Annotated in this window: 20 protein-coding genes and 1 pseudogene; 11 read left to right on the top strand and 10 right to left on the bottom strand. The window is 56.3% G+C overall.

The window, feature by feature from the left end; all coding sequences use genetic code 11:
• The first annotated feature begins 16 nt into the window (after window positions 1-16).
• Together ACSQ22_RS24095 and ACSQ22_RS24090 are read left to right on the top strand one after the other, a co-directional pair.
• On the top strand, window positions 17-262 hold the full coding sequence (locus tag ACSQ22_RS24095) for a hypothetical protein (RefSeq protein WP_199227788.1): 246 nt from the start codon (window positions 17-19) through the stop codon (window positions 260-262).
• Window positions 263-450: 188 nt separating this feature from the next.
• Complete coding sequence (locus tag ACSQ22_RS24090; protein ID WP_082564900.1) at window positions 451-819, top strand: HNH endonuclease; 369 nt, start codon at window positions 451-453, stop codon at window positions 817-819.
• A 212-nt stretch (window positions 820-1,031) separates the two neighbouring features.
• On the opposite strand, the gene ACSQ22_RS24085 is transcribed toward ACSQ22_RS24090, so the two are convergent.
• A complete protein-coding gene (locus tag ACSQ22_RS24085; RefSeq protein ID WP_056642839.1) occupies window positions 1,032-2,066 on the bottom strand; it encodes an IS630 family transposase in 1,035 nt (344 codons plus the stop codon).
• A gap of 392 nt (window positions 2,067-2,458) precedes the next feature.
• On the opposite strand from ACSQ22_RS24085, the gene ACSQ22_RS24080 reads away from it, so the two are divergent.
• The 5 genes from ACSQ22_RS24080 to ACSQ22_RS24060 all read left to right on the top strand — a co-directional run bounded on the left by ACSQ22_RS24080 (window position 2,459) and on the right by ACSQ22_RS24060 (window position 7,339).
• Window positions 2,459-2,788 carry a helix-turn-helix domain-containing protein gene (locus ACSQ22_RS24080; RefSeq protein WP_056642842.1) on the top strand — a complete coding sequence of 110 codons (330 nt, stop codon included), beginning with the start codon at window positions 2,459-2,461 and terminating at the stop codon, window positions 2,786-2,788.
• Between the two features lie 215 nt (window positions 2,789-3,003).
• Window positions 3,004-4,008 (top strand): CBASS cGAMP-activated phospholipase, encoded by a 1,005-nt coding sequence (locus ACSQ22_RS24075; protein ID WP_056642845.1) that lies wholly within the window; start codon window positions 3,004-3,006, stop codon window positions 4,006-4,008.
• Between the two features lie 12 nt (window positions 4,009-4,020).
• Window positions 4,021-5,190: a CBASS cGAMP synthase gene (locus tag ACSQ22_RS24070; protein ID WP_056642848.1), complete on the top strand. Its 1,170-nt coding sequence runs from the start codon at window positions 4,021-4,023 to the stop codon at window positions 5,188-5,190.
• A 3-nt stretch (window positions 5,191-5,193) separates the two neighbouring features.
• On the top strand, window positions 5,194-6,909 hold the full coding sequence (locus ACSQ22_RS24065; protein ID WP_056642852.1) for a ThiF family adenylyltransferase: 1,716 nt from the start codon (window positions 5,194-5,196) through the stop codon (window positions 6,907-6,909).
• Window positions 6,881-7,339 (top strand): Mov34/MPN/PAD-1 family protein, encoded by a 459-nt coding sequence (locus tag ACSQ22_RS24060; protein WP_158276489.1) that lies wholly within the window; start codon window positions 6,881-6,883, stop codon window positions 7,337-7,339. The genes ACSQ22_RS24065 and ACSQ22_RS24060 overlap by 29 nt, the downstream gene beginning before the upstream one ends.
• 69 nt (window positions 7,340-7,408) lie before the next feature.
• On the opposite strand, the gene ACSQ22_RS24055 is transcribed toward ACSQ22_RS24060, so the two are convergent.
• The 8 genes and pseudogenes from ACSQ22_RS24055 to ACSQ22_RS24020 all read right to left on the bottom strand — a co-directional run bounded on the left by ACSQ22_RS24055 (window position 7,409) and on the right by ACSQ22_RS24020 (window position 18,862).
• A complete protein-coding gene (locus tag ACSQ22_RS24055) occupies window positions 7,409-7,993 on the bottom strand; it encodes a hypothetical protein (protein WP_056642858.1) in 585 nt (194 codons plus the stop codon).
• A gap of 1,040 nt (window positions 7,994-9,033) precedes the next feature.
• On the bottom strand, window positions 9,034-10,338 hold the full coding sequence (locus ACSQ22_RS24050; protein WP_233250702.1) for a hypothetical protein: 1,305 nt from the start codon (window positions 10,336-10,338) through the stop codon (window positions 9,034-9,036).
• Window positions 10,339-10,422: 84 nt separating this feature from the next.
• Window positions 10,423-10,881 (bottom strand): annotated as a pseudogene (locus ACSQ22_RS24045) (TniQ family protein); the annotation flags it as partial.
• Window positions 10,882-10,917: 36 nt separating this feature from the next.
• Entirely contained in the window at window positions 10,918-12,783 is a 1,866-nt protein-coding gene (locus ACSQ22_RS24040; RefSeq protein WP_082564902.1) for a TnsD family Tn7-like transposition protein, read from the bottom strand.
• 32 nt (window positions 12,784-12,815) lie between these two features.
• The gene (locus tag ACSQ22_RS24035; RefSeq protein WP_056642864.1) at window positions 12,816-14,210 is read right to left on the bottom strand and encodes an ATP-binding protein; all 1,395 of its coding nucleotides are present in this window, start codon (window positions 14,208-14,210) and stop codon (window positions 12,816-12,818) included.
• Window positions 14,207-16,411: a DDE-type integrase/transposase/recombinase gene (locus tag ACSQ22_RS24030; RefSeq protein WP_082564903.1), complete on the bottom strand. Its 2,205-nt coding sequence runs from the start codon at window positions 16,409-16,411 to the stop codon at window positions 14,207-14,209. Before ACSQ22_RS24030 ends, ACSQ22_RS24035 begins: the two co-directional genes overlap by 4 nt.
• A complete protein-coding gene (locus ACSQ22_RS24025) occupies window positions 16,408-17,208 on the bottom strand; it encodes a TnsA endonuclease N-terminal domain-containing protein (protein ID WP_158603295.1) in 801 nt (266 codons plus the stop codon). The genes ACSQ22_RS24030 and ACSQ22_RS24025 overlap by 4 nt, the downstream gene beginning before the upstream one ends.
• Before the next feature lie 712 nt (window positions 17,209-17,920).
• Entirely contained in the window at window positions 17,921-18,862 is a 942-nt protein-coding gene (locus tag ACSQ22_RS24020) for a WYL domain-containing protein (RefSeq protein WP_436131767.1), read from the bottom strand.
• 134 nt (window positions 18,863-18,996) lie between these two features.
• Here ACSQ22_RS24020 and ACSQ22_RS24015 point away from each other — a divergent pair, with 134 nt between their 5' ends.
• Genes ACSQ22_RS24015 through ACSQ22_RS24000 form a run of 4 tightly spaced genes read left to right on the top strand, consistent with a single transcriptional unit; the run spans window position 18,997 to window position 23,465 of the window.
• Window positions 18,997-20,085 carry a cyclic GMP-AMP synthase DncV-like nucleotidyltransferase gene (locus tag ACSQ22_RS24015; protein WP_436131766.1) on the top strand — a complete coding sequence of 363 codons (1,089 nt, stop codon included), beginning with the start codon at window positions 18,997-18,999 and terminating at the stop codon, window positions 20,083-20,085.
• A complete protein-coding gene (locus ACSQ22_RS24010; protein ID WP_436131765.1) occupies window positions 20,082-21,815 on the top strand; it encodes a ThiF family adenylyltransferase in 1,734 nt (577 codons plus the stop codon). Before ACSQ22_RS24015 ends, ACSQ22_RS24010 begins: the two co-directional genes overlap by 4 nt.
• Window positions 21,812-22,300: a Mov34/MPN/PAD-1 family protein gene (locus ACSQ22_RS24005; protein ID WP_436131764.1), complete on the top strand. Its 489-nt coding sequence runs from the start codon at window positions 21,812-21,814 to the stop codon at window positions 22,298-22,300. The genes ACSQ22_RS24010 and ACSQ22_RS24005 overlap by 4 nt, the downstream gene beginning before the upstream one ends.
• Complete coding sequence (locus ACSQ22_RS24000; protein ID WP_436131763.1) at window positions 22,287-23,465, top strand: SAVED domain-containing protein; 1,179 nt, start codon at window positions 22,287-22,289, stop codon at window positions 23,463-23,465. The genes ACSQ22_RS24005 and ACSQ22_RS24000 overlap by 14 nt, the downstream gene beginning before the upstream one ends.
• A 449-nt stretch (window positions 23,466-23,914) precedes the next feature.
• Here ACSQ22_RS24000 and ACSQ22_RS23995 read toward each other — a convergent pair.
• Window positions 23,915-25,433 (bottom strand): DUF2779 domain-containing protein (locus ACSQ22_RS23995; protein ID WP_436131762.1); only part of this gene is annotated, 1,519 nt, incomplete at its 5' end.

Genomic DNA, 25,433 nt, shown 5'->3' with positions numbered 1-25,433 from the left:
CTGCTGTTGAGAAACCATGATCTCGCAGAACTGCGATGAAGTGCCGGTGCTCAACCTGATGCACAGGCCTGACCCCAAGCGCGCGCCGGACATGCAGGACAAACGTACGGTGGTTCCGCTGGAAAAGGGGGACTGGGACACTTGGCTGCACGGCACCATCGAACGGGCAGAGTCGCTGATCAAGGTGCCACCGGTGGAGCTGTTTGTGCACAGGGCGAAGGATCCGGCGCAGCAAGTCGAGTTACCTGTTGAGTCAGCATGACGCATGCGTGCAACAGCCGGTACTTGCGCCGACTGGACGCAGCGATATAAATTATTGGTTGTCCGGGCTAACGCGAACCCGGCCGCGTCCGGGTTACCTGGCGCATAGCCGAGTGGTGCGATGCCCCGGCGCCCGACCTGTCCGGATATCGGCAACGGGAGTAGCTTCAACACTACCCCTGCTGCCAAATGAACAAGCTGGCCAAACTCCGTATCCAGTCCGCGATCGCCCAACAGGGCTGCTGCTTTTACTGCGGGCTAAAAATGATTGAGCCCACGCTTCCTGAACTTTCGCAATCAAGCGCGCCCACACGGTGGCGTAAGTTCCTTCGGTGCACTGCAGAGCATCTCACTGCGCGCCAACAGCAAGGCCGCGATGTAGCGCCCAACATCGTCGCCGCCTGCTGGTGGTGCAATTCCCGTCGGCACAGGGGACGTGAGGAGAAAGCGCCAGATTCATTGAGATATCGGCAGCGCGTGCAAAGCTTGATGAAAAAGGGGTGCTGGCACCCAGCAGGCAGGCTAGTTGTTGATTTACACGCAAACCATAGCCGGTGAAAATTAACCCAGAATTGCTTATTCAGTTTCAGGCTGATTGCGGCGATCCAAATCAAGGCCATCAGCAACTGCTAGCTGGCTGCACCAGTCACCAGGTGAATCCAACTACTTCCCTGGACGCTTGTTCGCGAGATCTGGCTGGCGCACATGACAGAACTGACCTTGCCCCTGTTTCGTGTAGCTCTTATTGATCCGCCCCCTGTGAACTTGACTCAAGCAGCGTAGCGAACCGGGGCGTGGTCGAAGTACTTTCGAATGCGCTCGGGCTGACGTTGCACGCTGCGCAAGTGTTTGGCCGTGGCCTTCACCAACTGCATCTTCGTGCGCGCCGGGGCCAGCTTGGTCACCGCCTGTTTGATGTCTGCATTGGCCATCTCATCGGGGTTCAACTCCGGGCTGTAGCTCGGTAGGTAGAACACCTCGATGGCGTCAGCGTGCTCTGCCAGCCTGGCCTTGACCGGCTTGGCGTGGTGCACCCGCAGGTTGTCCAGGATCAGGAACAGCTTCCTGCTCTGGCCCTTGATCAGTCGGCGCAGGAAGTCGATCAGAATCGTGGTGTTGAGCGCCCCGTCAAAGCTGCTCCAGCGCATCTGGCCCTTGTTGGTCACGGTGGAGATCACCGACAGGCCATGGCGCTTGTTGTTGACCCGCACCACCGGTGTCTGGCCCTTGGGCGCGAAGCTCCTGCCGCGCACGTCGTCGCTGCGCAGCCCGCTCTCGTCGCCCCAGTGAATCTCGGCTCCTTCAGCCTTGGCGCGTGCGGCGATGACCGGGTAGTCCTCATCGAGCCATTTCTTGACCGCCGCTGGCGACTGCTCGTAAGCCTTCTTCATAGGCTTTTGTGGTGTGAAGCCCCAGCGGGCCAGGTACTTGCCCATGGTGCGCACTTGCAGCCGGATGCCAAAGCGCTGCTCAATGAGTTGGGCCACTGCCGCGCGGGTCCACAGCGCATAGGGCATCTTGAGCTGATCTGGCGTCTTGTCGGCAATGAGCTTTCGCACCAGGGCCTCCTGGTCGGCATCGAGCAAGCGGTTTTCTCCGAACTTGCGTCCGCCAATGGTGTCGTGCAGAGCCTTGGCGCCGTGTGCCGCATGGCGCCTGCAGATGTTGAAGACGCCCGTGCGGCTCAGACCCGTGAGCGCTGCAATCTCGTCGTAGGTATTACCGGCTTTACGCAGTCGGATGACCTGCACGCGGCGCTCGTGCCGCGCTTCGCGGCTCAGCGATCTCATGTCGGTTGCTTGCATGAATCTGAGTTGAGGGCGGTACAGATAATTTCAAATGCACAAAGGCCTGGTCAATAACCCACGGTTCACGCGGCCTTTTTACGCTGTGCCTCGTACCAGCGCTGCTCGTACTGCATCGGGCTGAGGTAAAAACTCCAGTTTTCAGGGGCAACCTCAGTCCAGCAAGTACAGCCTGGGCTGGATTCCATTCAAGGCTCGGGCGTTGCAATACAAGGCTCCAGGAGCTGGATACGGGGCTTGTCCATGGGGATGAGGACGGCGTCGTAATGCATCGCTTTACAGAATCTATAGTTAACTGAATTTTTAGGGCTCATTCTATAGTCTAGTATTCATCGCGAGCGATAGATGGCTATACTTATCTAAAGATTCGTTGTTTTTTCTTTAGTTTACTTATGAAAACCGTTGGTCAGTTCGCTGCTGCACTGTCAGCCGCCAAGCAAGAGCAGGGGGTGACCCTGGCGGCGCTGGCAACCAACACGGGGCTCACGCCACTGGCCGTGCGGCAGATCCTCGATGGCAAAGTCTCCCCGCGCATCAGCAATGCCATGGCGCTGGCGTCCGAGCTGGGCCTTGAGCTGGTTCTGATGCCCAAGACGGCTGCTGCATCGTTCGAATCCAAAGGGGGGGAGCGCACCTTGCTGAGTCCGCTGGAACGGCAGCTGGGAGCGCCATCCATTGGAATCGTGGGTGACCAGAATTCGGAAGTGAAGGAGGGCCGATGAAATACCGCGCGCTGGATGTGTACCTTGGGGAGGGTAGACGCCAGTGGCGCAGCGCGGCAGAAAGCGATCAGCCAAGGCGCAATTAAGCTGTATTTAAAAGCAGGCTGTATGTTTATACTGCGCTACTGGTAGTGTATTGACACTGGTTGATACCCATATATAGTGTTTCATAGCACTCGCCATCGCGGAGTGCTAGAAACAACCAGTTATCCCCAATGCCCCACAATGTGCGCAAGCCCTTTCAGATTCTCGCCCTCTCTGGTGGAGGCTTCCGAGGGCTGTACACCGCAAAAGTCATAGCGGATGTCGAGAAAGAGATCGAAGCGCCGCTTGCATCGCGTTTCGATCTGATCACAGGTACTTCAATCGGTGGGATCCTGGCGTTGGCACTTGCCCTTGAGATTCCGGCGCAAGATATCGTAGACCTGTTTGTCGACCACGGGGAGGAGATTTTCGACAAGCGCTGGTCACTCTTCGGATTCTGGCGGTCGCCTTATTCACCGGAGCCGCTGAAGAAGCTACTGTCTGACTCCAAGCTATTTGGCGACCGGCTCTTGGGTGCATGCAAACACCCTGTCATCATCCCGAGTCTGAATTACTCTACCGGTGAACCGGTAGTTTTCAAGACGCCGCATCATGTCGATTTCAAGCGGGATCGCCATTTCACCATCGTAGACGTCGCGATGGCCACCAGCGCAGCCCCGGCGTACTTCCCAAGACACTGCTTCAACAACAGCCAGTATGTCGATGGCGGCTTATACGCCAATGCCCCCGGGCTCCTTGGTTTGCATGAGGCCCACAAGTTCTTCGGCCAGGACATCGACAACGTCCGCCTGATGGCGGTCGGCACGATGTCGTCGCGCTTCACTGTGGACCCCAGACAAGACCGGCAAGGTGGGGTCCGAGACTGGGGCGGCGGGTGGCCGATCAAGATGTCCCGGCGTCTCTTCGGCCTCTCCATTTCGGCGCAGGAGGTCTTGAGCGATTTCATGCTGACGCACCGCCTGGGAAAACACTACTGCCATGTAGACGACGAACTTCACGACGAACGTGCCCGTGCTGTTGCATTGGACATTGCAGACAAAAACGCCCGCGAAGTTCTGCTGAGCGCAGCTACCCAACGCTCCAAAGTTTGCATCAGCAAGCCGGAATTCCAAACCTTTTTGGAGCATTCGCCCTCCAAACCGATCTTCTTCCACGGCGAGAACGCACGCACCTGAGGCCCAAGAAACATGCTCAAACTCAACCGCCTGCTCTTCGCTACTGCCGAAGAAGTGTTCATCAACAGTATCGAACCTACCAAGGACCAGCGCCGGGTGCTGGTTGAAGCCAAGAACGAGATCCGCGATCACTTGAGGCCACGAATCCGAGAAGCGACGATCAAGGCGCTGGGCATGGACAAGGCCGTCACCCCGCGTTTCCGGACACAAGGCTCGTGGTCGTACCAAACCTGCGTGCAGCCAGCCTGGCATCCGCCCCAGGAAATGGACTGGGACTTCGGTGTCTACCTGCCAGTGTCTGTGTGGGAGGAAAGTGGGCCTCCGCACGCCATGGCCCAGCTCTACTTCAAACTGGTCGAAGGCCTCTTGAAGGATCTTTGCAAAGAAAAGGGCTGGAAGCTGTACAGCGGCAAGGACACATGCATTCGGGTGCAGATAAATGCCTGGGCGCATATCGATATCCCGTTGTACGCGGCGCCGGAAGCACAGTTTGCGCAAATCGTCGAGAAACGCGTGTTCGATGCGGCCGCGAAATCGGACGCACGTGAAGCGCTCGCCGCAGAATTTGCAGAAGAGGATTTCACCCTGCAGCAGTGGGAGGACATGGTCGACATCATGATGGCGACGCGCTCGGGCGAATGGAAACCGTCGGACCCCGAAGAGGTATCTCGGTGGTTCCTTGACCGTGTCGAGGAGCACACCGAGCAACTGCAGCGCGTGTGCCGTTACCTGAAGGCCTGGCGTGACCTGCACTGGAAGGCCGGCGACGGCCCCACTTCAGTGTGCATCATGATCGCCGTGGCGCAAGCCTTCGAACCCAAGCGTGGGCGCGACGACGTGGCGCTTGAGAGATCCGCACGGGCGTTGTCGATCGCGCTGAAGGGCAACGTGCACGAGCCCGCTATCGCAGAAGGCAAGGAAGATTTCAACAAGCGCCTGGATGCCAATGGCCGCCAACACGCATCGACCCTTGCTGCAACACTGGCTTCCCAGATCCAGGCAGCCAGAATGAAAGCATCGCACTTGGCCGGTGACGCGATCGATATCCTCCGAGCACAGTTGGGCAGCCGCGTGCCCTACCGGACGGACCTGGTTGAGCCGGACAGCGGCGACGACGTCGTCCGGCTGGTCGGCGCAGATCGGGTATCTCGCCCAGTAGTGAATTCGACAAGCGCAGGCTGAGCAATGCCGGAGGCTGCGGCATCGCTCCTTGGCGAGGCGCTCCGGCTGCTGAGGTCGCGCGGCTTCACGCCCAGCGGCTATCGGCGAGGCACGCGGTCATTCGATGGAGCACTTCCGTGTAAGGGCGGGCCGATCAAGGTCAGGCTCAGCGTCACCGACTGGGACTTTCTGACCTACCCCTCGATCAGGATCCTCGATCACCTCGATGTCCTGCCGCCCCTATCGCCGCACGTGTATGCATCGGGAGGTCTGTGCTACTTTGCCTCTGGCGCAGTGGTGTTGGACCGGTTCGATCCGGCAGAATCGATTGCGCAGTGCCTGGACCAGGCGCAACTCGTGCTGGATCGCATCCGGCATGACCCTGATTTCAGGCACGACGACATCCAGGACGAATTCCTGCAGCACTGGTCGCACGGCGAATCCTCCGCCGTCTATTCGGTGCTGATCGGGAACGTTGACCGAACGACCCAGTCGTCGAACTACTGGTTCTTGGACATTGCAGGTGCTTCGCACGCCGTTGTCGCCGACAACAAGGAGGAAGTCGAAGCGCTTGCCTTGGCGTTAGGGGCCCAGCCTCCCAAAGAGACGAAGTGTCCGTGCTGGCTGTTCGCAACTCAGACGCGGCCTGCGGTACCGAAAGCAATCCCGGCGACCATCAAAGAGCTATTCGCGTGGCTCCAGGCATGGGATCACCGGCTGTACCAGCAACTTCAACGCGTGCTCGAACGCGAGACACAGTATCTCAAGTACTCCATCGCAACGTTCGCCATCCACACACCGCTGGGGTGGCTAGGGTTCGGTTTTGATCTGGATCCGCTACATCGGCTTGGCGCTGCCAGGAAGCCTAGGCTCTATCGCCAATTTCTCCACACGAGAGGGGGAACGAGCAAGATCAGTAGGCTGGCGATCACCGAGTTCGGCCCGGACTTCGTCCACAGCCGCAATCTGACGTTCCCCGACCTGAAAGGAAAGAAGATCACCGTAGTCGGCTGCGGTGCCATCGGCTCGCATGTTGCACCGGGTCTCGTGCGGCTGGGCGCCGGCACGGGTGCAGGATGTCTGGACCTTGTGGACTACGATGACATGAAGCCGGAGAACCTTGGCCGGCATGTGCTGGGCTACCCTGCGCTCTTCAAGAGCAAAGCCGAAGCATTGGCCGAAGAGCTCAAGCGACAGTTCCCATTCGCAAAAATCCGGGCCCGCGTCCGCAGTGTCAAGGGACTCCCAGACCTCTTCGATGCGGATCTGGTGATTGATGCAACTGGCGAGGAGATTGTGAGCGAGATGATCAACGCCATGCGCCTGGACAAAGGCACTGAAGTACCGGTGCTCCACGTACGGATCCGGGGGAACGGGGAATGCGTCCAGACTTTCTGGGCAGAGGGGCGCCGCCTCGGATGCTTCCGATGCCTGTTGCAGGCTGAGCACAATCACTATCGGCAGGAGCGCTTCCCGGTCCTGAAAGAGCTGCCCACGCGCAAACAACTGGGCTGCAATGGCTTCACGCCGTACGCGGTCAGCGCACCGATGGCTGCGGCGGCGCTGTGCTTGGAAGTTGTAGTCGACTGGCTTCAATACGGACGGGCAAGCCCGCGATTCCGAACCAGCGCGATGGCCAATGCGAACGTCTACGGCGTCAAAAATCAGGACGTCTCTCGATTGGCTGCCTGCCCCGCTTGCGGGCCTCGTGATGCTCAAGCCACTGCCATTCGGCCGTAATGGCGCGATGCTGCTCATTGAGCCGCAATTATTGGAGCGGCTATTGGGCCTCAGGCAGCTGACGGCGTCCGCACCCGAGGCTGGCGGCATTCTGATGGGCTACCGCCGCGGCCCCCACACCCACGTGACAGAAGCTACCTTCCCGACGGCGGCAGATGTTCAGCGGCGTTTCGGATTCTTCCGTCATGCCACACATCACCAGCGGGTGTCGCGGCGTCGTTGGAAAGAAAGCGGCGAGACAATAGACTACGTCGGCGAATGGCACACGCACCCTGAAGACGCCCCCTTGCCATCAGGCGTCGACCTCAAGCACTGGCAGGACATCGCGCAGGGGGTTTCTAAACCGATGGTCTTCTTGATCGTCGGCCGAGTTTCTAACTGGTGCGGAGTCGGTATGGGGGCAGAATTGACATGCGTCTCCGACATGTAGGCCTCAATTCAAATCGCCGACCAATCAAAGATTGCCCCCCTCCAAACGGCTCCATATTGGTGATCGTTTTTACAGCGTGCGTCGGAACTCGAAATGACCGCCGGATTCACGACTGGTGAAATAGTTGCCGCTGAGGCGATCATAGGTGGCGACATCGACGACCAAAGACGCGGCTCCCTGGTAAACCATGTTCTGCCCGGGCGATTGATACTTTTCCCTCACCTCGTAGATGTAGTGGAGCAAGGGCCGCGCGGATTCCGGATCTTTCTTGACTGAAAGCGCTATGGTGCGCGACTCAGATCGTGGGGCATCCATCTCAATAGAAAGCGTGAAAAAATTCTGTTTGATCGACACGGTACCCAGTGCAAGACCAGTTTTTCCATCCTTTACCCAGTCAATGGATGCAGCCCAGGTTCCGTTGAGATCGGGATAGAGCCATTGATTGAGACGGGGCACTTTTTCCCATATCCAGCGCCAACCAACGTAGACGAAGAACAGTAGTCCGAGATCGATCACTACCGCACCGCTAAACACGCGAAGGAAGCTGACCTCAATACCTAGCCGTTCCATTCCAAGCGCCACAAGAAAAGCCAGCAGCGCATACAGTCCAGCTAGCATCGAAATCACTTTTGTCATCGGAAGAAGGCTAAACATCACGCCACCTTTCCGTGCTCAAAAACTATCGGGCCATATTGCTTCGACACAACTCCCGTGCAAATCACGCCCTCAAGGCAAGACCCGAAGGCAGCTGCAAGGTAGCGCCCACCGAACCTCAGTCCGTTCGCAGGAGTCTCCACTTGCGCGGAAATCGCGGGTGAAAAATAGACTGACACCTGGATGAGCGCAAGAGCTGTGTCAACGACGTGAAATCCATCGTGAAAAGGGCTCCCCTCCCGCGAGATATTCATCAAGACTTCAAATGTGGTTTTGTCATGGATGCCCCTTGGCTGTTCACTTCGCATAGGGAGGATTGGTATCGTAGACACGCCATCCCACACAATGACCCCCAGTCCAGAGAACGTTGTGTCAACCTGGGTATGAATCCTATGGAGGAGCGCCTTGAGCTTAGTTTTAGGCTCCATGGACTCTGGGGGCTTAGAAATCATGTGATTGGGTGGGCACGAGTTGCGTGGCGTATTGTCCGCCAGTATCTCCCGCATGCTCGTAGCGAACGCCAGTAGGCTTACGCCACATCTCGTGGTAGATCTGATGTTGGCCGGAGCACAGGAACCATTTTTATACCCAGCAACTTTAACCGGCACCATACCCTGGTCTGGTCAAGTAGACACGGAACGCATGGTCACCTTGCAGTGTACTTTGTGGTCAAGTGCATCTAGCTTCCGCAGCAATATACCTCTGCCGTCACATGCCTCCTGTATGGCCACTAAGACAATTGCTTTTAAAACGGTTGGTCCTGTGGGTAATCGTCAATTTAGTCACTTTTGCTGCATCACTTAATTGATGTCTCACTTTTTAGGTTCAGCCGACGAGTGAATTACGCCCTGTCGTCATAATTTATGTGTTTGATGGTGCTGTAAATGCCGTCGTGGCCCCCTCGAAGTTCTAGGCGCTGAGGAGGTCGGGTTCGTCGGGGGCGGAATATCAGCATCGGCGGCAAGCCGCCTCCGCAGAGCAGTTGAAGGATTTTAGTCAGATGATTATTCGCGATATTTGACTAGAAGATGTCGCTTGTATTAATTCAGAGGTTTTAAGTCGACTCGGTTGAGGCGGTGTAATCGGGCTATCTGCTCTGGGTCTGTGTTAAAAGATTCACGAATTGCTTGACGACTTAATCCGCTTGAAAGCAAATCGATTGCAGAGCGCGCGTGTTCCCTGTTACGGGAAGTCGTGTTGAGCCCTGCCGCTAGCAGAACTGTTGTAGGCGTCATATTTGTCTCTGCAAGAGCTAACGCTTGTGCTGCCCACAGTGCCAATCTACGATCTTTGTCGGCGTTGATTTTGCTTATCATCGTGTGCAGCCTACTGCCGGGTGGGGTTGCTCTGGTAATTGAAGAAACTCCTCTTGATGATAGTTGAGAAAGTCTTGATCTGGTGATCTTATGAGGGCGCCGTTCTATGCGAATCGCCTTCATTAATGCGAATACGAGGTCTCTTTCAATGTCATCTATTTTTGGATTTTTATGTTCTTTTTTTCTGTTGGTGGGAGTGCTCAAATTTTTGGAGGCAGGGATTTTTGCTGATGTAAGTTTGGTGATCGGTTTGAGTGGGGGGGCTGTAAAATCTGATGGGCTTAATTTTGCGGTGCTTATCAGCCAGTTCTGGTCCCTTATAATTGCTCTAAAGAGGGGGCGCGATGCACTGGCGAATATTTTTTTAAAATCTCCATTTTTTTTTAATAGTCGACCTAACTTCTTTCTATCGCTCTCAATCGGCGGCAGTGTTTTCAACTTTGGACACCATCTTTTAATCGAATCTGGATGATGGATCCTCAGGAGCCAGTAGAGTCGAGGGTGAGATCTCTGGAATTTCGTAGCCACCTCGCCTGGGTATGCTTTTGAAAAGTTCAGGAGGACTTCTTCGGCGTGCTTCAAACCGTAGACGTACTTCGGACTCCTTTGCTTGATGTGAATGCCGACAGTTCTATTTTTTGAAATTAATAGTGCGGATTCGTCGAAGGTTAGTCCAGCGGCAGTGAAGAGGGATGCAAAGTCCTCAGCTTTAAACCTCCCCAAATCCAGATTGAGTCTGAGATGGCAGTCGCTGCTCGGCGGCGCGATAACGAATTTGTGAGGAGAAATGCTGATTGGCTTACCGTAAACTTTGATAAGAGATTTGATATATCCTGTGGAGAAGTCATGCGGCGATAGTCCAAGAGCTTCGCTGGCGGCGGACTTGACTTGAGCGTGCGACCACAGTGAATTTTTAGAAAAAATTGAATCCGCACAAAATTTACTCAATCGCTTGAAGGCACTGCTTACTGGCGATTTTCTGACCGGCAATGACCGTAGATCCGCGCCGCATTCGCAGACGATGGGCATAGGTCGAAGTACCATTCTGTTAATTGGCACAACAAGCATTTTGCACTTGGGGCATGAAATTCTTAACCATTCTTCATGAACTGTGCATGTCAATGCGGGCTGCATCTGATGAATTCGATGAAGATAGGGCTCACCGTATTTTTTGAAGTCCTCATCAAGACAGGATGGACAGAAACGCACAGCGGGTTGGTGATTGCAAGGAATGAATCCAAGGGACCGAAGTCTCCCACTTCGTGTTCCATACCCCGCTGTCTCTAGGTTCAGCGGTCTCTTGTGAGCCGTGTTGAATACTCGAAAGAATTGACTTGTAGTTAACCTATCGGTGACTTCATTTCCTGGTAGCCCCATTTGATCGGTGATGAATGCTACGACTGCAGGATGAGGCGGGCTTGCCTGATAAATTGAAAGATTGGGACTGAGGTGGGCTACAGAATTTGATATTTTTCGAAAAACACTCTCACCATTGTGAACTACAAATCTTGTGAGAACCGAGCACAGAACTTCGTCTGGGTAAGGGGTGGGAACGTATGGCAGGAATACCATGAAGGGGCTTAGAGAGTTAGTTGGTGCCCAAGACCTTTAGGTGTGCTCGTTGATTCGTCGTTGAGCGTACGCGATAAGGTCCGCAGGCCATATACGAAGGCCTGCAGCACGCTGAATTTTCCATAATTTAATGTCGGACTCTCGTTGCACTAAAAAATCGATTGCGAAGTTAACCCTCCGAATTCTGAACGACTCAGGTGTCTCCGAAAAACGTGATAAGAGCGCCTTAAAGTGGGGTAGTTTGTCGCGGCGCCATTGAGAGGATTGCCCCAGCCCTGAGCAAAGCCGAGCTACTGAGATTCGCATGGGTGGTTCAGCCCTTAATAGCAAGATCATCCTAGTGAGAACTTTCGAGCAGAGCTCCTGATCTCGGGCCGGCCAATTCACCGTACCACGCGTGCTCACCGATTTGCGATATTGCGCATTGGAAGTAAGTAGCCAACTGCGATCATGTCGATAGAGCCAAGCATAGTCAGAAAAGCCCAGAGACCTTGCTTTGGAGATTCCCTCAACGCCAGGCGTTTTTAACACTCCCATCCACCGGTCACGCCGAGACGTTCGTTGTGCCATGAAAAGTGAACGTTGGCGGTGCAGTTTGGTGCCCTTCTCGTACGCTAATTCCCGATATATAGTTTGCACGGAAACCCCATTACGAAGGGCAATAGACTGCAATTCCAAACCTGACAACAAGTCGTGCCCTATCGAAGTTCGAGTTTGGGCGCCGACGAATTTACGACGCTCTTTCACTTCGATTTTTCGCTGTCTACGATACTTGACGATGGTGCCGACACTCTTGCCCGTTTGTTGAGCTATCTGACGGCAGGACAATGACGGGTTGCGTAGGAGATGTTCTATTTCAAGGCCTGGTACTTGTAGGGATTTCTTTGTCTCACCACGAGGAATCGCGTGCGCACTTCCTCGTGTCGCTTCGCGTGAAGACCGCTCTGCGTCAACTGCCAAGCTGAACTCTGCTATGGAGCCAAATAAAAAATCAATCATCAGCAGGTGGCATATCGGATGCAATGAGCGGTCAGGACGCTCAACCAGATCTTCAATCCAGCGCAAAGGACTTCTGGCGGTCTGCAGCAGTCGTGATTGATGCTGAAAGTTAGCGAAGTCGGCAAAGTAGTGCCTCACCTCAGTTGCAACTAATTGGTAGTCGAGGCTTCGACGGCTCGACTGAAAGCCTTTTGCCGACAGGCGGTTTCGATATACGTTGGAGCGATCGGCATTGTTTATCGGCGGTAGTGCTGCCAGCAGGAGATCCGCTGATAGTTGCGCAAATCGGAATTGAAAACCACATTCAGGGGTTATGCATTCCTCGCCGCTAGGAAGGCCTGGATACATTAGGGGTTGGCCAAATAGGCCTTCCTTTGGGACACTTTGTTGTTGCAACTGCAGAGAATGGCGGACGCAGCAGTTCACTCCGGGTAGATGGTGCTGCCGATGCCAGTAGTGGCAGCCGTTCATCTCAATATCTTCGGCTACACATGCGGGGCAAAAGCGGTGTGGCGTGTTGATTCCGAACCGGTTTGCAACGAGACCAAGCCGCAGTTTCAAGTCAAGGGAGTTACTTGAGCGCGAGTCCTCCATTAGTTGTGCATAGCGCTCGTGATCCAAGAACGGCCTGTGATACGGTAGCAGCGTACTGGCTTCCATAAGAGCGGCGAAAGAGTCGTGTGGCAGCGCCCCCGCGTATCGCTCGTTCATGGCATCGAAGTGAGTGGGAAGGGTAAGGCTGGGTGTAACCGTCCTGCCACCAAAAATTTTCCTCACTGCGTCTCGGCCCGTTCCCCACGCATTCAAGATTGCTAACCTGCACAGCCATGAATACAGCAGTTCGTCATGGAGCAGCTCAGGCGTGTAGCAGATAGTTGTTGAAGCGAGGCGAGCGCGGTGCACGTTTGCTAACTCCAGTCAATCAGCAAGTAGTCTCAGCGGGCCAGCGGATCCTCTAAGGGGAGGTCAACCGGCCGAGGCGAGGCCCTTTTTTTGTTCTTTGTCGCAGCGGGACTGGGGGGCACGCTCTCTTCGTGTACATCGTCAAACTCATCGTTTTTTACCCCTTTGGGTCGAGCAGGCTCCTCTGCCCCAAGCAGGGCGCGCATAGCTTTGTACCTAGGACTGAACAGCAGATCGTCAAACATTCGAAGCTTTGCAGGGTTCTTGCTGAGCAAGGCTGCAATTGCCGGTCCAAGAAATGCCATGTCAGTCGCCGCGGTTCGCTGAAACGCAGTAGCGTCGATAATTTCGCGCCCGCCAATCTCATTGTGCTGAGATAGTGTGAACGCGAGCGCCGCGAAGGCCGTATTTCCCGCTGAGGCCGTGTACCAAGCATCAAGGATTTCTTTCGTCAGCTTTGTCTTTGTCTTGACAAACGTATAGTCCCAATACGTATCGCAGAATTCTTCCCACTGAGGGCTATTCCTTGCCATCGGCTCAATTACCAAGCTCCCGAAGGAAGCGAGTTTGCGGGTGTTTCGTACCGCTCCTTCTACGACAGCTTGGACCGCTGGTGTTGCAAGCGCCAACAAGCTAATGCCGAGCCGCTCAATGATTTCACTGAATAGGTTTAGTACAAGCTCCGCATTTTGGGCGCGCGCGCTGCGCAAATTCTGAACTTCATCAACGACAATAAAGCCCAAGGAGACAGCTGTTGCGACTTTGTTCATCAAGTCGACCATGGGCGCAATATTGCGTAGCGCTGCCGCCTTCCGCGAATAGTCGGTTCCTAGCAGTCGGTCGATCTCGTTGAAGAATTGCAGGCACAACGACTTGAGTGTTGCGTCGTGAGGCACTCTGAGAAGAACGTATACGACCTGATGGCATTTCAGATCAGCTCCGTGATAATTCGAGTGGCAAATAACCTGCTTGTATCTCAGCAAAGCTGCAGCTGCGAAAGTAGTCTTGCCTTGCCCGCTAACAGACATCATGAAGTAGCCTTTAGCCGAAGGTTTCCAGTCAGCGGGCATTGGTAGACCATTGGTTCCGGTGGTGGCAATGGCGTGCCTCCTCTGCCGGTCCATCGTAGTCAAAGGGTGGCGCGCTACATAAGTGTCGCGGGCCATCTTGGCCAGGGTGAAGCCAGCCTTTTGATATTCAGGGAAAGGGTAGACGATGTCGTTGATGGTGGACAGCTCCATCAGTCGAACGACCTCGCTACTCCTGCGAAGCGTTGCCGACGGCTTCGCTGGGTAGTGCGCGAGGTTAGTCAGAAAGTCACTTTTGCTTTGCTCCAGAGGCGGCATTGCCTCAATGAACGGATTGCCTGCAAATCGAGAAACTCCTGTATCGTGATACACCGCAGGGAATATCTCAACATCCTTCATCGCTTGCTCCTGTTTAGCTTCACTAGTTCTACCAATCGAGCCTTCTCCTCTCGCTCCACTTCACTCCAGCTTTTCCCAACGGACGCACTGGCCGTGTGCTCTTCGAACTCTGTGTGTGTTTGGGCATGCAACTTGTTTTTGAGTTTTGCGGTTTCTTGATACCTAGCTCGTTGCATATCAACATTAGGTAAACGTTCGGCGGGGGCGCTCTTATGCCGGTTGTTGACAGGCTTGGCCGCCTTTGCGGCAACCCGTACGCGTCGACTTTCATGGTCGGAGCGGGCCCAAAGGCGTGCATTGACAGCCGCGAAGGCCTCCTCCTCGTCAATTGAAATTCCTTCGCTGTCCCTTGCGTCACCAGCGCCCATCACGAAACACGGCCATTCGCCGTGTCTGCTCGCTATCATGATTACCGCTGGCTGCGTCTTGTCGAGTCGGATGTCCAGAGAAGGCCTGTTTCTGGGCGATCGCCTGATGTAGTCGATTGCGGCCTCGTTAGAGGGATGATATGCACGAGTCTTGTAGCGAAGAACACCTCCTGAAATACTCGCTTTATCTGAACTGAGTAACAGTCGGTAATAGTCTTCTTCCGTGTACGGTGCAGACCGAAGTCCCGTTATGTTTTCGAGTCCCCAAACATACGCATTTTTCGGCGTAGGTTCGATGCCGTGTTGTGTAAGGATTTTTCGACGCTTGAGGGCTTGATGGGGACGGTTGTTGTAGTCCTTCACAATTTCGATTAACGCTCGGTACGCATCCGCAAGTGTGTGCACTGCAGCAGCTTCAGCCTTACGTGCGGCCCTTCTTGATTGAGGATCTAAGGGACGGTCTGCGTAAACACCTTTCATCCCCGATGCCGCCATGCGCTGCTTGATAGTGCGGATTAGCCTCTCTACTATTGCTTTGCCGTCTGGGCATAGAGGGGGGAGTGGCGTCAGGTCGATGCGCAGATCATCGACCACGCTTTGCAACATAGATCCACTCATGAAGTCGGATCCACGATCAGGACAGATAACGGCTGGAATGCAGCCTATAGGCCATTGATTGTCAGAAACTTCTATGCCCAATCTCGAGAAGCGTTTTTCGCGAGAGGTAAATGCAATTAAGAGCGTATTGCGAACTTCCTCGTACGAAGGCGCGCGCAAAGAGATGTACGCTGAGACGACAAATCTACTCCACCGGTCAATTAGGAAGTAAATGGTTGGTTTGCCTACCACTACAGGATTTTTTTCGCTGGAGACTAGGTAGAGTCGCCCTCCGGTAGAATCGATCTCATATATTTCACCTGGACCTGCCGAAACTAGCGAGTTGGTGTTGGCAGGGTCACGACGAAGCCTGCGCTCATTTCGTGCTAAGTCTTCCGTAAGCTGCAACTCACCATTTATGTAGTAGCAAAACTGGCGATAGGTTACTGGCTCTGATATCTGTTTTTTTATGTACTGGCGATAAGTATCAGGGTGGCTCTTCTGGAAAAAAGTGCTTAAGTAGGTTTCGTGCGCAGTGGTCTTATTTGTTGGCCCCTTTCTGAGCAATTGCTTATAGCATCTGAGCATGTCGTCGACATCATCCGGAGTGACAACAAAATTATTAGGACCTAGTTCATCGCTCAGAATAGTTTTCCGGCCGCGGCGATTATTGGCCTTATCCGGAATTTCGCCATTTGCATGGTCTTTTTCACCTGACTCTTCACGACCCCTCGTGGTGCGCTTGGGGCCGCGAGGCAGTGCAACCAGTGCTATTTTTGTGCTGCCGAAGTAGTAGTAACGAAGGATGAGACGGTGCAGCGTCTTTTCCGCAACGTCTATGCTTAAAGCTCTCTCTCGAATTAAGGCGGTAAAGTGATGTCTCGATAGGTTCGTCCTATTTTCAAATGCTTGTATTACAGGCGCGATCTGGACCCATGCTGATTGAATTTTTCCTGCCTGAGAACTACCGCTTTCGGCTGGCACGGAGAGCTGTTGTGGAAGTACTATGCGACCCCATTTCGATGTAGGTGAGGTGAGCGCGCTAAGTTGATTCCAAGAATAGAAAATCGGTCGTTTGGCATACCTGGCTTCTTCGGGTGTGCCCACCCACATCGCATATACCCCATCCTCAAAAATATGAGTTAGGCGAAGATACCGACCTGGTCGTTCGGAGTCATGCAGTGCCAAGCCTACATGAAGGGTTGGCTGATTGGGTAGCGCACGAAAATCAGTCATCGCTTCTTCTGATTCAAAAACAGTGGTCGATTGAGCGCCAACGGATGACCAAGCGAGATATCTATTTGACCTGACCAAGCACAGTACCGAAACATGTCCAGCACCTGCGAATTGGGGAGTCGAAGAGTCTTGGTGAGCCTTGCCACTAACTCACTGAGCAACTCGTTGCTTTTGTAGAAGCTCTCGAAAGCAAGTAAGAAGCGTGGATCAAGTTGTGTTTCCGGATTGAAACGATGGCGAAACCACCCACGCATGAAGCGCAGGATTTCAAGTAGTGTCTTATTGAAGCGCGACGTATCTACCAACGTCCAAGGTATGCCTCGTTCTTGACACCATCTGTGCTCCACCTCTAAACGCAATCTCTTTGACGGATCGGCCGCATCTTCAGAAGTCTTAACGCTCGCTGCACGGTAGCTCTTTCCGTCCGCCGTCAGTTCCGTGATCAGAAAGTCGATCGTGAAGGGCTCCGGCAACCCTCTCTTATATATGTGTCGAACCTCAAGTTCCGTACAGAGCTCTAGAGTCCTATCCAAATCCAAGATAGGCCATTGCTCTCGAATGTCCACCACACTCTCACGACGTTCCATAAGGTACAGATAGGTGGCCTCCAGATCGGAAAGACCTTGATGCGGGCGACCCGTAACGATGCCATGCCCACCCAACGAAGTGCCGCGTGAAGGAACGTCGCGTATGTAAAGCCAAGGCAGGTACTCGGCGCCCTGGAGCAGGCCTCGTCCCCTCTTGACGCGTGCTCTTAAATGGCTGGGGTAGAGGAGGGGGTCTGGTTTCCAATGCACGCGTCCATTCTGAGGGAATCACCAAAAAAGTCCATAAAAATTGTTTAAAAAGTCCAAAACATTAGTCGAATAAGGCCTTAATCCGGGTAATTAAAGTCGTAAACTCGCAAATAAAGTCGTAAACAGGCCTCTAGCATTCATGCGGGTTTGCGGGGCGGTCATTTGTAACTGTAAAGTCGTAAACTCGAATTCAACGGGTGAAGAAGACCTATACATGGGAACGTGGACTTGGCCTAGATTGGACGTGTTGCTATACAAAACAGAGCGCTCAAGACGAGCGCTCTTTTTTTGGGGTTTTGCGAGAAGTCTTGCGGTCTAGGCAGGCGTTAGATGTCCAAAGACCGCAAGAGGCTGGTTGGAGTCCTTCGCATGCGGGTCGTCAACAGGTACTATCAGCCATGAGCAGCCGGTCAGCTCTTTTTCTTAACCGACTGCTTCAGACTGATTGCCGACCTTTGCCAGCGGCTGCTTTCCAGCGGTTCAGTCTCGGGTCGGGAGCTCAGGGCGCTTCTTACCGCACCGCCAACTACCTTGAGGCTCGGGTGTAGTTCTAGGCTGTTGGCGCATCCGCATACCCCAGGACTTCCTGCACAGTTCGAACTCCGCAGTAGTCGGGGAATCCGGGGCAATGCAGCCTTTGGCTTGGCTGATCGAAATGAATTGCTTCATGCAGTTGTGGCGTTCAGGGCGCTTTCTGGTGACTGGCTGTCCGTTATAGCGCCTTAACTGCGCGGTCCGACCGTGGGTCTTTGTAGCCCGGCGCAAGCTGTGCGTTGCTTGCGCCGTACAGGACGAGAGGGTCACGCAGGCCCAGTGCGTACTCCATACCTCGCAGTTGATGGTCTAAAGAACAGTCCACGGACCAGCGACGCAGCATGTAGCCTGCGTTGGCCGCACGGACACGAACCCGAAGCACGCCATCTTCGGCGAAAGGGTAGTCCATGAGGACAACCTCAGGCCGCGTGTGCTGGGGGTGCGGCACAAGCTCCAGCTCAATGATGCGGCTCCACTGCAGATCGAACTCAGCAGTTTCCTCGCGTTGCACGACGCTGTCCTCTAGAACCATCGGTTCCTCCATCCGGGTCAGCACGAAGTCGCGGAACTGCAGACTCCTGCGGTCAAAGGCTCGCACGTGCCAGCGGAGCCCGCTGTCTACAAGAGCTACAGGGACAAGCTCACGCTCGGTGCGGCCACTGTCGATGGACGTGTAGCGAAGTCTGACAGCCTTGCCTCGATGGATCGCGCGGGTGATCGGCGCCAGTACCGACGTCTTCGGAAGGCTCAACGCAGACGGTACTTCACATCGCAGCATCGGGCGAATCTCGTCACCCAACAGCTCACCTAGGCCTTCACCGTAGCCCTGGGTGAGGGCGGTCAACACGCGGCGTGCGCTGTGCTCGAACAGGGGTTCAAAAGCCCGGGTGAGTCGGTAGACCTTGTCGGAGTTGTCCAGCTCAAGGTTTTCCGGCGCCAGCTCTCGATATAGAGCGATATCGCGGGTGGCTCCAGCTGGGCCCGTCCCGAAGCGGTCTACAACGTCAGCCCGTCGCAGCTCTCCAAGGAAGTACAGCTTGAAGTCAATGTGGGACAGCCGCTCCCGCTGCGTCTTCGTCAGGCTCGCAAGTGCTTGCGAGCGCTTCTCTTTACGTTTCATGAAATACATCATATCTGACAGTGCGACATATCACTGTAAAAAACCACATTTGCACTAATCAAATTGATTAGATATACTAATCTTCATCGCATCGCCGCATTGCGTTCCATTCAACCGGCCACCTCGTCAAGTACATGCACCCCCTGATCGCCATCGGGTTGTTCGCAGGTCTCGCGTCTTGGCTTCTCTCGAAAGAAAAGGAGGCCAAGATGCCTGCTGTCCAGCGTCAGTTCGAAGATTTCCATAGCGCCATCTGCTTCGACGAAGACGACGAGAAGGCGACCCTGCGCGAGAAGCGCGACACCATCGTCAAGGCGCTGAATGCCAACCTCGGTGATGACGTGCCCACGTTCACGAACTTCAACCAGGGCAGCTACTCCATGCACACGGGCGTCGTGCCGCTGGACGGCAATTTCGACATCGACGTCGGCCTCATCTTCGACTGCGACCAGGACAAATACCCGGACCCGGTGGTGCTGAAGAAGAAGGTGCGGGACGCCGTCAACACGAACTTCCGCACCGTGCTCATCCGCCGCCCCTGCGTCACCGTGAACTACCTCAGCGGTGGCAAGGTCGCGTATCACGTCGACCTGGCCGTCTACTCTCGCGACGCCAACGGCACGCTGTACTTGGCCAAGGGCAAGGAAAATTCTGCTGAAGAGCACCGCATCTGGGAGGTCTCCGATCCCAAAGCTCTCACCAAGCTCGTCTGCGGCGCCTTCAGCGACTCTGATGAACTCGCCCAGTACCGCCGCTGCATCCGCTACTTGAAGCGCTGGCGCCAGTGGCAGTTCACGGGCTCGGGCGCGCCGCTGAGCATCGCGCTGACGGTGGCGGCCCTGAAGTGGTTCAAGCCGAACTTCAACAACTCCGGCAAGCCCATCGACTTGCTGGCGATGCTGAATTGGGTGGAGGCGATGCTCGGGCAGTTCACCTATGAGTGGAGCCAAGCCGACGGCATGCACGAGCGCCTAAAGGTGATGCTGCCGGTGGCGCCATACACCGACTTGATGGCCAAGCGCACGGCAGCGCAGATGAAGACCTTCAAGGAGAAGCTCGAGTCGCTGCGCGACGCGCTGAGTGATGCCTACGACGAGGAACTCCCCGAGGACGCCTGCAAGCTGCTGAAAAAGCAGTTCGGCGACGACTTCAAGGTGCCCGAGAAGTCGGAGACGGCGAAGGCGGTCTCGGCTGCAGTCATCAGCACCGGGAATTCCGCTTGACCGAGGCAGCTGCAGTTCAGGTCGACACCGCGAAGGTCGACGCGGCCTTTGAGGCAGTGGTTGCCGCGTTCGCGCTGCGCGGCGTCGCGGTCGCGCGCCTGGCGAGCTCGACCTCCAACGTCTTGGCGATCGAGCTGAACGGCACGCACCAGTGGAAGGTCTACGTCGACTGCGCAGAGGAATACCTGCAGCTGCCGACGGTTACCACAGACCCGCCGACCTTTCTGCTGGCCCACGTCAGCTACGGCGGATATGTCTGTATCGACGATGAGCAGGGGCTGTCGCTAGATCCCAAGCGCCCTGCCGACATCGTCGCGCACGCGGCAATCAAGGCGTACGACTTGCTGGAGAACTCTGCCGCAGATGCTTCTTCTGGCTACGCGGAGTTCTTCAACGAGCTGGAAGGGTACTGGCTGGGCCTGCCGCGGTCGGTTCGCGGCCGGGCGTACTTCGAGATTGACGGCGCCGCTCGCCTGCTCAAGGGCTTCCCCCACCTCGGCCTCAAAAAGCCGACCTGGTACTTCCTAGAGCGCGACGCCAAGCTCCCATGGGAGGTGGAGAAGAACAAGCTCGAAGCTCACCGCACGCTCTACGTCCACTTGGACCAGATTGGACTGCCGCCGGTGAAGCCGGGCGAGCTCACGGCCGCCTTCATCGCCGAAGTCCTGCAGCGCATGTCGCCCGATCAACTAGCGCTCTGGGACAAGCTGGTCGGGGCGTCGAAGAACTCGCCGAAGCGCCTGGCGCTGCTGGTGTCGGTTCCCCGCCGGGCCGGCGGGCGCTCACTGGTGGGGGTGTCCTTTACCGCGAGCCGCGGCATCATCGACCCAAAGGGGCCGGTGACGCCGCTGACCATGCGGCGTCGCACGCCGGCCTTCATGCGCGAACGCGGGGGCGCTTCGCTCGAGCTGCTTGACAAGCACATCGCGGTTCTCGGCGTTGGGGCTGTGGGTTCTGTGGTCGTGGACACGCTGGCTGCGGCGGGCGTCGGCAAGCTCACGGTGGTGGACCCCGATGAGTACGCGGCAGACAACGTGTTTCGACACGTCCTTGACCCGATGTACATCGACCTGGACAAGCCGACTGCACTGAAGATGGCGCTGGAGCTGCGCTATCCGGGCTTGAACGTCACTGCGGTGCCTACGGCCGCGCAGACGTGGCTCAAGACTGCTGACCTCAGCCAGTACGACGGCATCGTCCTGGCATTCGGATCTCCGTCCATCGAGCGGTCGTTTTCGCGGGCACTCAAGGTGCGCGAACTTGACCTTCCGGTGGTGTTCACCTGGCTCGAAGCGCTCGACCTCGGCGGCCACTCGTTGCTGATGTGGACCAAGGGGGAGGGATGCCTCAACTGCGCCTACCGCGACGACGAGGGGCAGCCTTCCCTGGCGCCGCGTACGGCCTTCCTTGAGCCCAATCAGCCGGTCACTCGCAATCTCACTGGGTGTTCGGGTGCGTTTGTGCCGTACGGCGCGCTTCAGTCCCGGCGTACGGGCTTGATGGCAGCGGAACACATCCTGTCCGCCATGAGCGCAGTGGGCGCGGGCGCCGTGGCGCGCCAGCCCTCCTACAAGTTCTGGGTGGGCGAAGGCAAGGCCGCCGCTGAGCAGGGCTTGCGCACAACTCCCTGGTTCCGGCTCGCGCGGACCACGTCCGAGGAGGTTGCAACCCAGCAGGTCTTTGGGCGCCCGTGCACGCATTGCCGCGCGCGCAGGGAGCCGGCGCCGTGAAGCTCGTCTATCGCGTCACGCCCAAGCAGCGACTCATCATCGTCGAGCATGCGCTTAAGCAGATGAAGGCGTTCGCGCAGCACCGCTCATTGGATCAAGAGGCTGGCGGCGTTCTTCTTGGTCGGCACTTGCTGGACTCGCGCGATGTTGTCGTCGACGAGGTGTCGACCCCGCAGAGCAGTGACCGCCGCAGCAGGTACGGCTTCTTCAGGTCCTCCAAGCACGAGCTGCTGGCGCGCCAGCGGTGGCTGGAGGAGAACAGCACGTCCGCCTACCTGGGGCTATGGCACACGCATCCGGAGCCAGACCCCACGCCATCTGGCGTCGACCAGCGCGACTGGCAGAAGGCCGTTGCCAGCGACACCTATGAGGGTGACCGCCTGTTTTTCCCCATCGTCGGCACCGACTGCATCCGGATCTGGACGCTAAGCCGCCGAGGCACATATCGCGAACTTAAGTTGGAGAACAAGAATGCCGAAATCTAAAGCAACGGCGAGCGCGTCCTCGGCGCTCGTGCCGGCAGCGGCGGTGACCAGGACGGTGGCGCGCGCCTACATCTCAGCGCCGGTCCGTCGCGACCTCTGGATAGCAGCGGCCGGCCGCTGTGAATTCCGCGGATGCTGCAAGCGTGTAGATCGAGACTTTCTCACCAAGAAGGCTAAGAGCGTGGTCGGGGAGTACGCGCACATCATTGCCGACAGCCCCGCTGGTGCTCGAGGCGTTCCGGGGCTATCCGAAAAGCTGGCGGCAGACCCCAACAACCTCATGCTCGCCTGCTTTGACTGCCATGCGCGCATCGACCGGCACGGCCAGAGCAACGAGTTCACGGCTGAACAACTGCGCGCCATGAAGCGTGAACACGAGGTCCGCATCGAGCGCATGTATTCGGCGACAGGGGTGGAGGAAAGCATGCCCGTGGTGATGTCGTTCCCAATCGGCGCCCACGTGCCCGTCATCGACGTGCGTCACATCCAGTACGCGATGCTGATGAACAGCGATTTCAAGCGTTTTCCAACCGCTACCGCGGTCCATATTGACCAGAGCAACTTCTTCCTGCAGGACAACGACCCCGACTTCTGGGGAGGCGCACAGCGCGCGCTGACGCAGCAGTATGAGCAGCGCATCAGGCCTGAGCTTGTCGCCCGAGGAGGGGCCGCCCACCTGAGCATTGCCGGCTTCGCTCCGATTCCGATGCTCATGAAGCTGGGGGCGCTGGTGGGCGACAAGACGCCGGCGGCAATCATGGACCTGCCTGGAGAAAAGTGGCTTTGGGACACCCGTGATACGTGCCCCGAGCCCAGCTATACCTTCACCGTGCCGCCCACGGTGCCTCGTGAGTTGTCGGTGGTCGTCAGCATCTCGGGCAAGGCTCAGCATCCCGTTGGCCGTGACGTCGTCGAGTTCCAAGCGGTCGCGCCCGACCGAAACATCATCCGTAAGGAAGCGCACGTGCAGCAGTTCAGCACTAGCTTCAACGTCTTCCTTCGGCAGCTCTTCGCCGCGGGCGCTCGGGTCCTGCACGTGCATCCGGCGACGCCGCTGTCAGCGAGCATCGAGATCGGTAGGACCCTGCTGCCCAAGGCCTTCGAAGAGGTTCATATCTGGGAGTGGCAGGCACCTGAGTGGAAGCCGGCGCTGAGGCTTAAGTAGTAACGTGCGCGGGTTGCACGGCCAAGCTCCGCGTCAAGGCCGGGTGAGTACTAGCAAGGCGTTGAACACCCAGCGTTTCAGGAGTCGCCAGAGTTGTCTAGCCCCCAGACATAGGCTTGGCGTGAGACTTGCACAGTGCGATGCTCAGCGCAATCGTTGAACGGCCGCTATCGGGAGTTGAGCTTGGAAACTCCAAAGACCGCAACCGCTGCACCGCCGACGTCCGGCCCCATAGGGCAAAGGACAGCTGTTGATTTCCACGCAGAAGTGACCCACTAACCCCCGGTGGGTTACGGTTGCATGGAAATCAACAGCAAAGCAAGTGATTTTCGCCCTGGGGTGGGCGTGAGGCGCTTTACCTGACGTCAAGCTCCGCGTCGCGGAGGTCGTTCTACAAAGCCAAAGGCGGGACTTAAGAAATGCCGGAACAGATGTTTGTGATGCCCCAATCAGGACTTGGCCGTAGCCGCCGCCATGTGGTCCCACGCCTGGATTGCCATCACCATCGCCAGTGTGTCCAGCTCGCAGTATCTAAGGAGGGCGCTCTCCATGTTTGCGCGGCGAGCATCAGGCAGATCCTCGAACTGGAGTCTGGCATAGGCAGCCATTGCTGCACCGCCTTCTTTCAGTTCCTCGGACAGGCCTTCATCGACTGCATCGGCCTCATCGCGCGAAAGGTCGTCGAATACTGGAGGTAGAAGCGCGTACGGGTCCATTACCTCGCCATCACGCTCTTGCCACCAAGCAATGGGCTCCACAAAGTTCAGGCTGACACCCATTCCGCCGTAGTTCGCCTTGCCGTAAGTTTTACGCAGAGCGGTCGAACTCTTCATCAGCGCTGGGAGTACCTTCTTCAGCGAGTTGCTGCCATTTGTAGACGGGTGGAAGTAGAACTTCTCTGCTATATCGCATAGGTCAACCATGGTCCTTGGCCCGTGAATCTTCTCTTTGGAAGAAACGGACCTTGACGTGATGGACTCAATAAAGATTACCAGTGCGTCCTTGTCTTTGGGTGGTGTAGCCGATGCAAGGAGCTCTTCACGCAGCTTGTTCAGCACTGTGTTCTCATGCGCGGACCATCTGAAGATGGTGCCGTTGTCCTTACTAAGGGCATTGCACAGCGCGCGAACGAAATCAATGTTCGGATCGACACCAGGTTTGGCGCAGAGCCATTGGCTCCGGTGTTCAACCCTGCCATCTTCGTAGACGACATGGTGCGAAAACTGGAAGGCGGTGAGCTCGTACGGATGCCGACCGCTCGCGAAGGGGATGGCGACTGCGCTTGTCTCGAAGTCGATGCAATGCAACGGGAATTTCCATCCGGCCCTTGCAGATAGATAGCCCGCACCATCGAAGTAGTACTCGCCACCACCGGGCCACGCCGGCTGGCAGATATACCACTGTCGGTGCTGGCGCGTCATACCGTTGACGCCTGGATCTTCACCGTCGAATTTCAGGTCCTCCAGCGTGACTTGCTTTGCCTTCAGCACTCCCTGCTCGATGAGCTGAGTTTTCCCACGAAAGTTCCAGAGGTCTAGAACCGTCGCCTCGCTGAAATCAGCTTCTCCCCAATTGAACGCCTGTGACCAGCACTCATGAAAGCCGCTCTTGGGCTGTTCAGGCAATGGCCAGCTAGGCGCTTTGAACTGGCAGCCACCACAAGCTGACGAAGGAACGGGTGGAAGCGGCGTGTCCTGCGAGTAGGCAAGAGCGAAGGCCCCCACCGCTTCAGGGAAGGGACGCTGTTCCTTCGGCCCGACTGTGAGGGTGTCAGACAGGATCATGTCAACCTGTTCGTCCACAGGGACTGTGGCCAGCAGGAGCTGACCTAGGGATTCCAGCGTCGTGCCTGGTTCCACTTGGACCCTGAGACGCCGTCCCTCCACGACCACCTTGAATCGCTGATTGAGTCCATCAACTGTTGAAAATTGCTCCTTGTCGACAAGCATCAAGAATGCGTGAACCTGG

Source organism: Acidovorax sp. LjRoot38, from assembly GCF_964252975.1.
Classification (GTDB): Bacteria; Pseudomonadota; Gammaproteobacteria; order Burkholderiales; family Burkholderiaceae_C; genus Acidovorax; species Acidovorax facilis.
This window is presented reverse-complemented; position numbering and strand designations above follow the sequence as displayed.

Bases quoted from the DNA above. Each gene is read 5' to 3' on its own strand.
- ACSQ22_RS24000 (WP_436131763.1), top strand. From the start codon at position 22,287: ATGCCGAAATCTAAAGCAACGGCGAGCGCGTCCTCGGCGCTCGTGCCG.
- ACSQ22_RS24075 (WP_056642845.1), top strand. From the start codon at position 3,004: ATGCCCCACAATGTGCGCAAGCCCTTTCAGATTCTCGCCCTCTCTGGT.
- ACSQ22_RS24070 (WP_056642848.1), top strand. From the start codon at position 4,021: ATGCTCAAACTCAACCGCCTGCTCTTCGCTACTGCCGAAGAAGTGTTC.
- ACSQ22_RS24095 (WP_199227788.1), top strand. From the start codon at position 17: ATGATCTCGCAGAACTGCGATGAAGTGCCGGTGCTCAACCTGATGCAC.
- ACSQ22_RS24055 (WP_056642858.1), bottom strand. From the start codon at position 7,993: ATGTTTAGCCTTCTTCCGATGACAAAAGTGATTTCGATGCTAGCTGGA.
- ACSQ22_RS24065 (WP_056642852.1), top strand. From the start codon at position 5,194: ATGCCGGAGGCTGCGGCATCGCTCCTTGGCGAGGCGCTCCGGCTGCTG.
- ACSQ22_RS24060 (WP_158276489.1), top strand. From the start codon at position 6,881: ATGCTCAAGCCACTGCCATTCGGCCGTAATGGCGCGATGCTGCTCATT.
- ACSQ22_RS24030 (WP_082564903.1), bottom strand. From the start codon at position 16,411: ATGACTGATTTTCGTGCGCTACCCAATCAGCCAACCCTTCATGTAGGC.
- ACSQ22_RS24090 (WP_082564900.1), top strand. From the start codon at position 451: ATGAACAAGCTGGCCAAACTCCGTATCCAGTCCGCGATCGCCCAACAG.
- ACSQ22_RS24085 (WP_056642839.1), bottom strand. From the start codon at position 2,066: ATGCAAGCAACCGACATGAGATCGCTGAGCCGCGAAGCGCGGCACGAG.
- ACSQ22_RS24015 (WP_436131766.1), top strand. From the start codon at position 18,997: ATGCACCCCCTGATCGCCATCGGGTTGTTCGCAGGTCTCGCGTCTTGG.
- ACSQ22_RS24020 (WP_436131767.1), bottom strand. From the start codon at position 18,862: ATGAAACGTAAAGAGAAGCGCTCGCAAGCACTTGCGAGCCTGACGAAG.
- ACSQ22_RS24035 (WP_056642864.1), bottom strand. From the start codon at position 14,210: ATGAAGGATGTTGAGATATTCCCTGCGGTGTATCACGATACAGGAGTT.
- ACSQ22_RS24050 (WP_233250702.1), bottom strand. From the start codon at position 10,338: ATGCCCATCGTCTGCGAATGCGGCGCGGATCTACGGTCATTGCCGGTC.
- ACSQ22_RS24080 (WP_056642842.1), top strand. From the start codon at position 2,459: ATGAAAACCGTTGGTCAGTTCGCTGCTGCACTGTCAGCCGCCAAGCAA.